Below are 13,089 nucleotides of genomic sequence, written 5' to 3'. Positions count from 1 at the left end.
TTCAGGGCGACGGGAACTCGTGCTTGCCCGAGCTGGCGCTCTCGCTGGGCTCGTTGACGCCGAACACGAAGGGCGCGAACACGATTTCGCGGCCGTCGGGGTCGCGGTAGGTGAACGCGCCCGTCGCCTCCCAGTACGGATGTTGTTCGACCGGCTCGTGCCCGGCGGCCCGAAGCCGTGCGATCGCCTCCTGCTGCGCCCGGCGGTCGGGGAAGTAGAGGCACAGCTGTTCGTGCGGGTCGACCGCGACGGGCTCGACGGATTCCACGATTTCCAGGGTCAGGTTCCAGCTGGGCAGGCCGAAGATGGCGCCGTTGCTGCCGTAGCTCTCGCCGAACGTCTCGAAGAGCGGCAGCCCGACGAGTTCGCGGTAGAACCGCACCGTGTCCTGAAAGTTCGACGACCGGCGGGCGAACCGGATCCCGCCGATCGGCGCGAGCTGCGGGGGCCAGTGCGTGGTGCGGCGGGGGTTGTGCGCCATCACAGCCCGACCGCTCCGGCCGCCGACTCGGCGGTGTTCCAGTGTCGCAGCTGTGCGCCGGGTGCCCACGTCGAATGGGTACCGCTCGAGATGCGCTCGGGCAGTTGAAGTTTGCACACCGGCCCGTCGGCGATCCGGCCCGCGTCGAAGATCACGCAATAGGAGGCATCGGCGTTCATGTCGGTGGTGAGCGTGACGAGGTAGCCGTCGTCCTCGCCGGTGGCACCGACTCGCGGCGCCATCGCCGTCTCGCTTCCGTAGACGCCTTCGCCGAAGGCGAATTTCTGTTGGCTTCCGGTTTGCAGGTCGTGTTTGACCAGCCCGTCGAACAGGAACCAACCGGGTTTGCCGGTCGCGGCGTAGGCGTAGCGGTAGTTGCCCGCGGCGTAGTCGGGGTTGATGGTGCCGAACTCGGTGATGGAGTCCGACAGCCGTTCTTCCCGCACGGCGCCGGTTGTCAGATTGAACCGCCACCGATGCAGCCGCGACTGCAGCCGGTCGAGCGCCAGGAAGCGAAACAGCTTGTCCCACTTCGACCCACCGGTGTCGGCCGGGGAAGGGTCACCCTCGAAGAATCCGTCGAGCACGATCTCGTCGCCGTCTTCGTAGGCGTTGACGAAGTGCAGCACGAAGGTCGGGTCCGCCTCGAACCATCGGATGTCGGCGGGCCCGCCGCGGCGGGGGAGGATCGCGAAGCGTGACGGGATGTCCGGGAAGAAGCGCGGCACGTGCACGTCGTGCTCGAGCAGGGCGGGGTCCCAGAACAACGGGAAATCGTTGAGGATGACGTAGTTTTCGGTGAACGCCATGTCGTGGGGCAGGCGCGGCCCCGGCAGTGGGATGTCGACGTAGTGGACCAGCTCGTTGCTCTGGTCGACGACGCCGTAGCGCATGTACGGGTCCCGCTTGCTGTAGTTGAAGAACAGCAGCTCACCGGCCTTGGCGTCGACCTTCGGGTGCGCGGACACGCCCCAATCGGTGGGGAACCGCCCGTTCCAGGTCTCCTTGCCCAGGTTCTCACCCGAACACGGATCGACTCGGTACAGGTCGCCGCACTGGTAGAAGCTGGTCAGCGCCACGCCCCGGTGCACGATGACGTCGGTACTCGACGCGTCCTTCATCCGGGTGCGAGCGCCCCAGCCGTCTTCGCGCTTGGCCAGTTGCACCGGCTCGGCCAGCCCCGGCCAGAGCGGCTCGCCGGCTTCGTTCTCCGCCAGGAAGCCATCGGTGCGTACGAAACGGTTGCGGTAGAACGCCTTTCCGTCGCGGAAGCCGACCATGTGCAGCATGCCGTCGCCGTCGAACGGGTGGTAGGTCTTCAGCGCCGGGTGCAGCGGGTTCTCGGTGTTGCGGAGGTAGATGCCGTCCAGGTCGCGCGGGATCTCCCCCTCCACCGCGGTGAGGTCGTCGTCGTCCCACTCGGTGGTCTGGGGACGCCACGGTCCGGTCCGGTACGGGTGGTCGTCGTCCTCGGGCAGCGTGGACAGAAACTTGCCGACGATCGCGACGTCCATGTCACACACCTGCTGCCGTGCTGACAACGAAACTCACCGTGGTGGCGGTGCTGCCGCCGAAATTGAGGGTGCCGAAGGTCTTTGCCCCGTCGACCTGGTACTCGCCCGCCGCGCCGCTGACCTGTTTGGCCGCGTCGAGCAGCATGCGCACGCCCGACGCCCCGACCGGGTGGCCACCACCGATCAGACCGCCGCTCGGGTTGATCGGCAGCCGGCCGCCGATCTCGATCTCGCCGTTCTCGATCGCTTTCCACGACTCGCCCGGGCCGGTCAGGCCGATGTGGTCGATCGCCAGGTACTCGCTGGGTGTGAAGCAGTCGTGCACCTCGTACCCGTCGAGGTCGTCGAGGGCCAGCCGCGCGCGCCGCAGCGCGTCTTGCACGGCGGCCCGCACGTGCGGGAGCACGTAGGGGTCGTCGGCGGCCCGGTCGAGCTTTTGCCGCAGACCCAGTCCCACCGTGCGGTGTCCCCAGCCGTCGATGCGGCCGATGGGCCGCGGATCGGGATGGGCGCGCAGATAGGCGTCGCCGACCAGAACCAATCCCGCGCCGCCATCGGTCATTTGGCTGCAGTCGAAGCGCCGCAGCCGGCCCTCGGTGATCGGGTTGGTGGTGTCGTCGTCGGTGATGGGGTCGGGGACCGTCCACCCGCGCGTCTGTGCGTTCGGGTTGCGCCGCGCGTTCGCGAAGTTGAGCTGCGCGATCGCCCGCAGGTGCGCGTCGTCCAGGCCGTAGCGGCGGTCGTATTCGTCGGCGACCTGAGCGAACATCGACGGCCACAGGTAGCGGGCGCCGGCCCCCTCGTGACCCGTCCAGGCGGCGGCCCCCAGATGCTGGGCCGCGGTGTCGCCGGGCACGGTTTTCTCGAGCTCGACGCCGAGCACCAGGGCGGTGTCGTAGGCGCCCGACCGCAGATCCGCCATCGCCGACAACGCCGCGATGCTGCCCGACGCGCACGCCGCTTCGTGCCGGGACGCGGGGGTGTCCCAGAGGTCGGCGCAGACCGTGGCCGGCATCGCGCCGAGGTGGCCCTGGGCGGCGAACATTTCGCCGAACGCGTTCGCGACGTGCACCACTTCGATGTCGGCGGCGTTCACTTTGGCGGCGGCGAGCGTGCCCTCGACGACCTCGGCGGTCAGGGCGGCGAAGTCGCGGCCCTCCTTGTTCAGGTTGCGGGCGAAGTCGGTTTGCCAGCCGCCCAGGATCCACACGTCCGTCGAGCCATCCATACGCGCACGGTACTCCTGGATCGCCTCGGCGTTGAGGTCTGTCCGCGAGGGGGCGGGGTGAACGGGGTGCCCGAAGATGGGGCGGCCCCGTCGGCTCTCGGGCTGAACCGACGGGACCTAGGCGAACGCGAAGGCCGGCCGACGCGTGCGCCTCTCATGGAACATTGCCCCGTACCGCGGACGACAAACATGTGAAGTCAACCTCCTGGCCTGTTCGATGGGGGGCCACCGCTTGGGTGCCGCGCCCACCCGCGGCTCAGACGGCCCCGGGGACGAGCTCGGTGGGGTCCGGTCCGTCCGGCTGACCTGCCGTGATGCCGCCGTGTTTGCGGGCGTCGGCCAGGTCGATTGCCGCCAGGTCTATGCCCCTCGTCTCGACGGCGGTGACGACGGCCACGGCGCTCACCGCGGCGGTCGCCGCCAAATACCAGGAGATCGGCACCGCGGATTTGTACGTCTGGAGTAAGCGCACCGCAATGATCGGTGCCAGCGAACCGGCCACGATCGAGGTGACCTGGTAGCCGAGCGACACCCCCGAATAGCGCATCCGGGTGGGAAACATCTCGGCCATGGCCGCGGGCTGGACCGCATACATGAGGCCGTGAATCACCAGGCCGAGGACGATCGCCGACAAGATGACGGCGTTACGGCCGCTGTTCATCATCGGGAACGCGAAGAAGCCCCAGGTGCACGCGCTGATCGCACCGATGAAATAGATTGGGCGCCTGCCAAATCGGTCACTGAGTCGTCCGGCCAGCGGGATGACGACGAAGTGGACCGCGTGCGCCACCAGCAGCCACCACAGGATGGTCTTGGTGTCGGCGTGCACGTGGACTTTCAGATAGGTGATCGAGAAGGTGACGACGAGGTAGTACATCGTGTTCTCGCCGAGCCGCATGCCCATGGCGGTGAAAACGCCACGTGGGTAACGCTTTAACACCTCGACCACGCCGACGCGGGCGGTACTGACCCGCTCCAGCTGCCGTTGCGCCTCGTAGAAGATCGGCGCGTCGGTCACCTTGGTGCGGATGTAATAGCCGATCAGCACGACGATCGCGGACAACCAGAAGCCGACGCGCCAGCCCCAGCTCAGGAATGCCCGGTCCGACAGCGTCGAGGTGAGAATCAGCAGCACGACGGTGGCCAGCATGTTTCCGCCCGGCACGCCGGCCTGCGGCCAGCTGGCCCAGAAGCCGCGACTGGACGTCGGGCTGTGCTCGGCGACCAGCAGGACCGCCCCGCCCCACTCGCCGCCGACGGCGAAGCCCTGTGCGAACCGCAGCACCACGAGCAGCGCCGGGGCCCAGTACCCGATCTGGGCGAAGCTGGGCAGGCACCCCATCGCGAACGTGGAGACACCGACCAACAACAGGCTGAGCTGCAGCAGCCTCTTGCGGCCGTACCGGTCGCCGAGCTGACCGAAGACGATCCCACCGAGCGGGCGGGCGGCGAAGCCGACGGCGTAGGTCACGAAGGCGGCGAGGATCGCGTCGAGTTCGTTGCCGCCGCGGGGAAAGAACACCTTGCTGAAGACCAGGGTTGCGGCGGTGCCGTAGAGGAAGAACTCGTACCATTCGACGACCGTGCCGGCCATGGATGCGGCGACCACGCGGCGCAGATACGCCTGGCTTTCGAATAGGTTGCCACGCAGGCCATTACGGTCACTCATGGTCGCCCTCCTCGGCGGGCCGCCCACCCGGGGCGCCGACCGAGTTTGCCGAGACCGGCGTTACTGCTAGACCGCGGCGACGGCGGGTGTGCTGGCGGATCGGAGCGTACCTGGCGAGGACGCTCGACGCACGGTCTCCCGCCCGTGCGCCCGTCGCGGCCGTCCGGCTCACGGGTCCCGTAATCACGACGAAACGGGCACAGGCGGGAGTGCCCGCCGCCGCACAGCGACAAGTTGGGGTGGCCGGACGTCGCGACCGGATTGACGCTCAGAGGCGGGCGGGCACGCGCTCGGTTGAGCGGCGCGAAGCCACTCGCATCGCCGACGATCGTTACGGAAGCGGCGGTGCCGGTGGCGCCGACGGGGCCGGCGGCGCGGAGAGAGTCGACGGCGGCGCCAGGGTCGTGAGCGGGGTGGGCGTGGTGGTGGGCGCCTGGGTTTCGGTGCCCGCCGGTGCCGCGGTCATGGCGGGACCGGCGCCGTGGCCCAGCCAAGCCGCCGCGGCGACGGAAACGCCGGCGATCGTCAGCAGTGCGTTGCGATGGTCTTTCATCAGGACCTCCCTGCTCGAAGACAAGGTCCGCATAGCGAATCACTTAAACCCGTTATACGGATCAACATGTCACGGAAGAATAACACCGAAATCGGCGCCGGCAACACCTGCAAACAAGGCGAGAACGTCGCTCGACCGCCATGGATTACGGGAAGTTCCGAGCGGTCTACTGCGGAAAACGGCAGCCGGCTCGCAGGGTGATGGCGTTAGCCCAGAAGGTGCGCGAGCTAATCGGTCGATACGCGCAATTCCCGTGCGATCGGCCGCGTTGCGACACGGTCACGGATGGATACCTATCGTCGCATCACTAGTCACAACAACCGCTCTAATCACTATCGTCACATGAGCCAACTGCGGACGTCAATGCGGTGTCCCGCCGCTCGAAAGGTGTTACATGTCGGCGATTCTTCGAAGTGTGTCGCTCTCGATGGCGTCGGCGGCCGCAGTCGGACTCGTCTTCGTGGTCGGGCCCGCGCCGATGGCTTTTGCCACCCCGTGTGGCGCACCGGAAGCGAACGTGGAGCCGCCCGTCGCGCCGCCGGCGATGCCCGCACCCCAGCCGGTCGTCCAGCCGCCGACCGGACGCCGGCCGACGCACACGAATGACCAGGCACCCCTGCCCAGGCTGGGCCCGCTGATCTCCCAGTTCCTCAAACCGACGACTCCGGGTCGCCAGGTCGCCCCGATGAGACCCCAGGCCGAGGTCCTCCCGCCCGGGCCCAATCCGCCCGTACCCGGTCTGCCGCAGCCACCGAACGCCGGTCAGCTGCAGCCCAACGCCGCCCCGGTCCCGCAGCCGCAGCCGGCGCCACCGCCGCCCTCGATCGCGGGCGCGCCCACGTCGCTCGTCGACTGGGTGACCGGGCCCGATGGCCCGAACAAGACCCTGCAGCGTTTCAGCATCTCGGGTACCGACCTCGGGATCGCCTGGGACAACGGCGATCCCATGAATCGCCAGGTTCTGATGGCGTTCGGGGACACCTTCGGCTACTGCAAAGTCAAGGGCCAGCAGTGGCGCTACAACACGTTGTTCCGCAGCTCGGACCATGACCTGTCGCACGGCATCCACATCGCGGACGGCCTCCCCAACGATCGGTACTCCGGGTCACCGGTGTGGACGACAAGCCTGTCCAAGCAGGTCGTCAACACGATCCACAAGGCCGCGCACGAGACGGGAATCATCCCGACCGCCGGCATCTCGATCGGCCGGACGCAGTACATGAGCTACATGTCCATCCGGCAGTGGGGCCGCGACGGCGAATGGTCCACGAACTACTCGGCGATCGCCAGGTCCAATGACAATGGCCAGAATTGGGGAATCTTCCCGACTTCGATCCGGACGGCCTCCGCGGACGCCATCCCGGGAGCCGGGTTCACCCCCGGCAATGAGAACTTCCAAATGGGTGCGTTCATGAAGGGCAACGACGGTTACCTCTACCAGTTCGGAACCCCTTCGGGGCGCGGCGGCGCCGCATTCCTGTCGCGAGTGCCACCGGGGCAATTGCCCGACCTCACCAAATATCAGTACTGGAACGGCGACGAGGGCGGCCGCTGGGTCCCCAACAACCCGGGCGCGGCGACGCCGATCTTCCCCGGCCCGGTGGGCGAGATGTCGGCCCAGTACAACAGCTACCTGAAGCAGTACCTGGTGCTCTACACCAACGGCGGCAGCAACGACGTGGTGGCGCGGACCGCGCCCGCCCCGCAGGGACCGTGGAGCCCCGAGCAACCGCTCGTGTCGTCGTTCTCAATGCCCGGCGGCATCTATGCGCCGATGATCCACCCCTGGTCGTCGGGCCGGGACCTCTACTTCAACCTGTCGCTGTGGTCGGCGTACGACGTGATGCTGATGCACACCGTCTTGCCCTAATCGTGACCGTGTCGCACCCCGAATAGTCGGCAAAGCAGGCGCACCCTGAAGAAAGCGGGGGCCCAGCGAGAGAGGAGATCGGCGATGATCACCTTCGAGAACCCGGCCACGTCGACCGCCGGCAAGCCACGGCGGCCAGACATCGAGGTGCGCATCGAGGGTGTGCACCGCAGAGACGGCGCCGTTCGCCTTGGCATCCTGCTCGACGGGCGGATGGCCACATAGCCGAGCGCGTCGCGGCCGGCCGCAAGGGCCGGGGCAATATAGACGCGTGAGTTGGGCGAAGCGCGAAGCGAGGGCGCTCGCGGAGACGAGTCTGACCGGCGACGCGTTGCTCGCTGAGCTGGAAGACTATGTCCGCGCGAACAATCCGCAGTTGACGGACGTCCGGCTGGAGCGGGCGACCCCGACCGAGGAGTACGACGCCACCGTCCGGCCGCCGAGGCGGTGGTACGACGTCACTTACCTGGCCGACGACGGCGAGGGATACGGCATTCGACCGTAGGCCTTGCGGCCGAACGGCTTGCCGGTTCCCAGACCGACTACACCAACACGCAACGAGCTCGCCCCGTGACGATGCCACCGGGTTCGAGAATTGCTGCCGATCATCTCAATCGTCAGGCGCGCGCAGCGCCGCCTCGACGCTAGGGATTCGCTGAGGTACTTCCGTCGCTGAACCGCCGAGGCTACTCTGCTGAGAACACTGTTCTCGTGCAGCGAGTACGCCGACTCGGAAGGGCTGACGGTGAGCGAGTTCGACTACGTCGTGGTGGGCGGCGGGTCTGCGGGGTGCGTATTGGCAGATCGGCTCAGTGTCGACCCCGGCAACAAAGTCTTGCTCCTCGAGGCTGGCGGCACCGACCGCAACCCGTTGGTGTCAATGCCCAAGGGCTTCGCGTTCTTGATGAAAAACCCGCGCTACGTGTGGGAATACGACGTGGAACCGTTTGGGCCGCACCGACAGCAGGAGCATTGGGTCAGGGGCAAGCTGCTCGGCGGGTCGAGTTCGATCAATGGGCTGGTCTACAACAGGGGGCAGGCGGCCGACTACGACGATATCGTCGCCCGCGGCAATCCCGGCTGGGGTTGGGACCAGATGCTGCGCGTCTTCCGGACTATCGAGGATCACAGTCTGGGCCCCTCCGCGGTCCGCGGCGCCGGCGGCCCCCTCGGTGTCAGCGTTATCAACACCCACGACGAGGTCTCCGAGGCGCTGATGGATGCCGCGACCACTCTGGGCATCAAGCGGGTCGAGGACATCAACGCCTCCGACGAGGAGCGCACCGGGTACACCGCGGCAACGATGCGGAAGGGTAAACGAGTCAACTCCGCGAGGGCTTTTCTGCACCCCGCTATGAAGCGGCCCAACCTCACGGTGCTGACCGGCGCAATCGCCCAACGAATCGTCTTCGAATCCGATCGCGCCGTGGGTGTGGAGGTGAGTTCGGCCAAGGGCAAGCAGGAGCTTCGGGCCTCCCGCGAGGTGATCGTCTCGTGCGGGAGTTTGGCAACTCCGAAGCTGTTGCAACTGTCGGGGATTGGGCCGAAAGAAGTATTGACCGCGGCCGGCGTCGACGTCAGGGTGGACAGCCCGCGAATCGGCGAAGGATTGCGCGAGCACCGGTGCATACCGTTGCAGATGCGGCTCAACGAGAACAAGGGATACAACCGGTTTCTGTCCACCCCCGTTGGCCAGGCGCGCGCGGGGCTGCGCTATCTGACCACCCGCAAGGGGCCGATCGGCACCGCCGCCTACGACATGCTCACTTTCATCCGCGCCGACCCGGCCAGCGAACGGCCCGACGCGCAAGTGCTCATGACACCCTTCTCGTTGGGTGTCGGGCCCGTTGACGGGGGCATCGAAGGCCGGGCGGGCCTATCCCTCCTGGGCTTCGTTCTGCGGCCGACCAGTCAGGGCTCGGTGCGGATTCGATCGGCCGATCCCAGTCAGCCGCCGCGCGTCGAGGTCGCATACCTCGAAACCGATTACGACAAAAGGGTATCGGTGGCAATGTTCCGGCGCATGCGGGACATCGTCGAGCAGCATCCCGTGGCCGACATGATCTTTTCCGAGATCGAACCCGGGCCCGCGGTCGACGACGACGACAGCATCCTGCGGGCGGGACTGCTCTACGGCGGCGCCGGGTATCACGCGTCCGGGGCGTGCGCGATGGGCCCGGCGGAATCCGACCCGTTGGACGCCCGCCTGCGTGTGCGTGGGGTGCCCGGGCTGCGCGTCGTCGACGTGTCCATCCTGCCGACGATGGTGGCCGGCAATCTCAACGGCCCCATCATGGCGATGGCCTGGCGGGCCGCCGAAATGATCCTCGAGGACCGATGACCGATCGACAGTTAGGACAGTTGCCATGACCGCTGTGATGCAAGGGATCCGCGTCCTCGAGGTCGCCGAGCACACCTTCGTTCCCGCGGCTTCGGCGATCCTGTCCGACTGGGGCGCGGACGTGATCAAGGTGGAACCCGCCGAGCGCGGCGACGCGATGCGCGGCATCATGTCGACCGGCAACCTGGGCCTCGACGGTGGTGCATGGCATCCGCTGCTGCAACACTCCAATCGCGGAAAGCGAAGCATCGGTTTGGATTTGAGCACGCCCGAAGGCGTCGACATCCTCTACAAGTTGGCGGCGACGTGCGACGTCTTCCTGACCAACAAGCTGCCCGCGGTGCGTTCCAAGCTGCGCATCGACGTCGACGACATCCGGGCCGCCAATCCCAACATCGTTTACGTCCGTGGATCAGGGTTCGGCTCGCGCGGCCCGGACGCCGATCGCGGGGGATATGACGTGTTGGGATACTGGTGCCGCGCCGGGGTCGCCTACGGGGCCAAACCCGTTGAATTCGAGGCGATTCCGGGCCAACCCGCGCCCGCGTACGGCGACTCGATCGGCGCGATGACCATCGCGGGCGGCATCTCGGCGGCACTGCTGCATCGCGAACGCACGGGCCAGCCGCCGGTTGTCGACGTGTCGCTTCTCGCCACCGGAATGTGGGCGATGGGGGCCGCCATCGCGTTGTCGCACGAGTTGAACCATCCGTGGGGCCAGTTCCCGGTCGGCACAGATGTGGGCAACCCGCTGGTGGCCACCTACCAGACGTCGGACGGGCACTGGTTGCAATTGGCGTGCCTGCAGGGATTCCACTACTGGCCCGAGACTTGTCGGGTGATGGGCCTGGCCGAATTGGTCGATGACGAGCGGTTCGCCGATGTCGCAAGCTTCGCCGCGAACAGCCCCGTCGCGAGGTCGATCCTCGCCGAGCGGTTCGCCTCTGCGCCGCTGGCCGAATGGAAGCAACGCCTCGGCGACTTCCGTGGCCAGTGGGCGCCGGTGCAGGACTCTATCGAGGTGACCGCCGACCCACAGGTCATCGCCAACGGGTATGTGGTTCAGGCCGAGGCCGCCTCGGGTGAGAAGCACCCGCTGGTGGCCACGCCCGTCCAGTTCGACGAGGAGTCGGCACCGACGCGACGCGCGCCCGACTTCAATGAACACGGGGACGCGATTTTGACCGACGACCTCGGCATGGACTGGGACGACATCATCGACCTAAAGGTCAAGGGCGTCGTCGCGTGACCGCCGCCGACGCGTTGGTCGACGAGCTGCGTATCCGCGGGGTGATCGAGCGCTACTGCGCGTTACTCGACAGCGGCGCGACCGATGAACTGCTCGAATTGTTCGACGAGAATTGTTCGTTCGCCGCGATGGGACGGACCTACCGGGGCCGCGCCGAGCTGGCGGCGCTGTGGGCGGGTCTGCGGCCCACCGACCGCCCTGGCACCCTGCATGCTGTCGTCGATCCCGTCATCACCGTCGACGGCGACCGTGCGAGCGCTGTGAGTGGTTGGGCCATGTTGGACCGAAGCGGTCAGGAAGGTGCGACGGTCATCGCCCTGGCGGGGCGCTACCTGGATAGATTGGCCCGCGGATCCGACGGGGTGTGGCGCTTCACCGATCGCCGCGTGCAGACCCTTGCCAGGCCGGCGGCAACAGCCGAACAACGCACCTGACCGGCCCCGTGCGTCATCGAAGTCACTACATGTTCTCATCATGAGCACTGCGTGTATCCGTTGGCCGAGGCCAACGTTATCGGCTAATGGAAACGCCGGCTCGCTACGCTGTGGTGTGTGAGCAAATCGGGAACCGACGTGTCGGCCTGGTTGACGTCGGCGCCACGGCCGGAGTCGCGCTGGCGGGTGCGCTCGACGGAGCGGGCGACCGAGGATGTGCGCAAACGGGCTCAGGCGCGCAGCGACCGGTTCCTGCACATCGCGCTGGAATTGCTCAGTGAGGGAGGCGCGGAAAATCTCTCCGTCCGAAAGGTCGTCGAACGATCCGGCATGTCACTGCGGTCTTTCTACCAATCGTTCAGCGGTACCGACGACCTTTTCCTGGCCATCTACGAAGAAGCCACGCTCGGCGGCCTTGAGCGGCAGCTGGCCGCGGTCGCCGAAGCGGGCACCGACCCGGTGGATCGCCTTCGGGCCTTCATGCAAGCCGAGTGGTTGGCGTCCGATCCGGCCCCGCCACTGTTGCAGCGCTCGTTGGTCAGCTTTCATCAGCGGCTCAGCGAAACCCGTCCGGCCGAGCTTTCGGCCTTGCTGCAGCCCCAGCACCGAGCGCTGACCGAGCTGCTTGCCGCGTGCCGTGACGCCGGTATGCGCAGCCCGCCGCTGGATGATTCGACGATCGCGTCGATCTTGCTGCACACGACGATGGAGATGCTGCAGGCGCGCGTGCTCGGCTTCTATGTGGGCGAGAACGTCGCGTTCGACCAGTTCTGGACCTTCTTGGAAACCGCCTTTACCCGGCCCTGACCGGGCGCGAAAGGCGCGCACCCGGACAAGATCTGCACTGGGTACCGCAAGCATTGCCTGAGGCTACGGCGTCGGCTAGCCTCGCATGAGAACGGTGTTCTTCTCTAGCGGATACACCGAATCGGACTGCGAGGAGAGTTTGCGGTGAATCTTGACGACATGATCTTGGTGAGCATCGATGACCACGTGATCGAGCCGCCGGATATGTTCAAAGGTCATGTCCCCCAGAAGTGGGCGGACCAGGCGCCAAAGGTCGAGCGCAGCCCGGAGGGCATTGATCGCTGGGTATTTCAGGGCATCGAGACCTCGACGCCGTTCGGCATGTGCGCGGTGGTCACGTGGCCCAAAGAGGAATGGGGCTTCAACCCCGGCGTGTTCTCCGAGATTCGGCCCGCCTGCTACGACGTCAACCTGCGGGTGCGCGACATGGACGCCGGGGGCGTCCTCGCGTCGATGAACTTCCCGACCATGGCGGGGTTCAACGCGCGGACGTTCTGCGAGGCGGCGGACAAGGACCTCGCGCTGATCATGCTGAAGGCCTACAACGACTGGCACGTCGACGAGTGGTGCGGATCGCATCCGGGCCGGTTCATCCCGATCGGCATTGTGCCGATGTGGGATCCGGAATTGTGCGCGGCCGAGGTGCGGCGTCTGGCCGACAAAGGCTGCAAGGCCATCAGCGTGAGCTGGGTGGGCAGGATGATGTGATGGTCGATCGGAGCGTCAGGCGCCAGCGTGATCAGGCCGCCACTGGCCCCGATGTGCATGCACAGCACGCTGCCCGTCTCCGACATCGCGGTCAGCATCGGGTCCCAGTGCTCGCTGTGAAAGCTGGGGAAGCCGAAAGCGTGCGGCGCCTCGAGGAAGCTGATGGCCTTGCAGCCTTTGTCGGCCAGACGCCGCACCTCGGCCGCGCACAATTCCGGATCCCACATCGGCACAA

At 66.9% G+C, this 13,089-nt stretch carries 13 protein-coding genes; 8 read left to right on the top strand and 5 right to left on the bottom strand.

Going from position 1 to position 13,089, the window contains the following annotated elements; translation table 11 throughout:
* Window position 1 precedes the first annotated feature (1 nt).
* From A5691_RS07135 to A5691_RS07115, 5 genes are all read right to left on the bottom strand, one after another.
* Complete coding sequence (locus A5691_RS07135) at window positions 2-481, bottom strand: VOC family protein (protein WP_067747479.1); 480 nt, start codon at window positions 479-481, stop codon at window positions 2-4.
* Window positions 481-1,995, bottom strand: coding sequence for a carotenoid oxygenase family protein (locus tag A5691_RS07130; protein WP_067747481.1), 1,515 nt, complete (start codon window positions 1,993-1,995; stop codon window positions 481-483). Before A5691_RS07130 ends, A5691_RS07135 begins: the two co-directional genes overlap by 1 nt.
* A 1-nt stretch (window position 1,996) precedes the next feature.
* The gene (locus tag A5691_RS07125) at window positions 1,997-3,223 is read right to left on the bottom strand and encodes an acetyl-CoA acetyltransferase (RefSeq protein WP_068017184.1); all 1,227 of its coding nucleotides are present in this window, start codon (window positions 3,221-3,223) and stop codon (window positions 1,997-1,999) included.
* A 256-nt stretch (window positions 3,224-3,479) separates the two neighbouring features.
* On the bottom strand, window positions 3,480-4,892 hold the full coding sequence (locus A5691_RS07120) for an MFS transporter (protein WP_082950179.1): 1,413 nt from the start codon (window positions 4,890-4,892) through the stop codon (window positions 3,480-3,482).
* 331 nt (window positions 4,893-5,223) lie between these two features.
* Complete coding sequence (locus A5691_RS07115) at window positions 5,224-5,445, bottom strand: hypothetical protein (RefSeq protein WP_068266505.1); 222 nt, start codon at window positions 5,443-5,445, stop codon at window positions 5,224-5,226.
* A gap of 394 nt (window positions 5,446-5,839) precedes the next feature.
* Here A5691_RS07115 and A5691_RS07110 point away from each other — a divergent pair, with 394 nt between their 5' ends.
* The 8 genes from A5691_RS07110 to A5691_RS07080 all read left to right on the top strand — a co-directional run bounded on the left by A5691_RS07110 (window position 5,840) and on the right by A5691_RS07080 (window position 12,854).
* Window positions 5,840-7,315: a DUF4185 domain-containing protein gene (locus A5691_RS07110; RefSeq protein WP_067747495.1), complete on the top strand. Its 1,476-nt coding sequence runs from the start codon at window positions 5,840-5,842 to the stop codon at window positions 7,313-7,315.
* An 84-nt stretch (window positions 7,316-7,399) separates the two neighbouring features.
* Window positions 7,400-7,540: a hypothetical protein gene (locus tag A5691_RS27865; RefSeq protein ID WP_156669853.1), complete on the top strand. Its 141-nt coding sequence runs from the start codon at window positions 7,400-7,402 to the stop codon at window positions 7,538-7,540.
* Window positions 7,541-7,586: 46 nt separating this feature from the next.
* Window positions 7,587-7,820 carry a hypothetical protein gene (locus A5691_RS07105; RefSeq protein ID WP_067747497.1) on the top strand — a complete coding sequence of 78 codons (234 nt, stop codon included), beginning with the start codon at window positions 7,587-7,589 and terminating at the stop codon, window positions 7,818-7,820.
* Between the two features lie 240 nt (window positions 7,821-8,060).
* Window positions 8,061-9,656 carry a GMC family oxidoreductase gene (locus A5691_RS07100; RefSeq protein WP_067784109.1) on the top strand — a complete coding sequence of 532 codons (1,596 nt, stop codon included), beginning with the start codon at window positions 8,061-8,063 and terminating at the stop codon, window positions 9,654-9,656.
* A gap of 25 nt (window positions 9,657-9,681) precedes the next feature.
* On the top strand, window positions 9,682-10,905 hold the full coding sequence (locus A5691_RS07095) for a CaiB/BaiF CoA-transferase family protein (protein WP_067747501.1): 1,224 nt from the start codon (window positions 9,682-9,684) through the stop codon (window positions 10,903-10,905).
* Window positions 10,902-11,339: a nuclear transport factor 2 family protein gene (locus A5691_RS07090; RefSeq protein ID WP_068017178.1), complete on the top strand. Its 438-nt coding sequence runs from the start codon at window positions 10,902-10,904 to the stop codon at window positions 11,337-11,339. Before A5691_RS07095 ends, A5691_RS07090 begins: the two co-directional genes overlap by 4 nt.
* 117 nt (window positions 11,340-11,456) lie before the next feature.
* Window positions 11,457-12,146: a TetR/AcrR family transcriptional regulator gene (locus tag A5691_RS07085; RefSeq protein ID WP_067747503.1), complete on the top strand. Its 690-nt coding sequence runs from the start codon at window positions 11,457-11,459 to the stop codon at window positions 12,144-12,146.
* 144 nt (window positions 12,147-12,290) lie between these two features.
* Entirely contained in the window at window positions 12,291-12,854 is a 564-nt protein-coding gene (locus A5691_RS07080; protein WP_156669854.1) for an amidohydrolase family protein, read from the top strand.
* Window positions 12,855-13,089: the final 235 nt, after the last annotated feature.

This window comes from Mycobacterium sp. E183 (genome assembly GCF_001667735.1).
GTDB lineage: Bacteria > Actinomycetota > Actinomycetes > Mycobacteriales > Mycobacteriaceae > Mycobacterium.
Note: the sequence above shows the minus strand (reverse complement) of the source record. Positions and strands in the feature narration are given on the sequence as shown.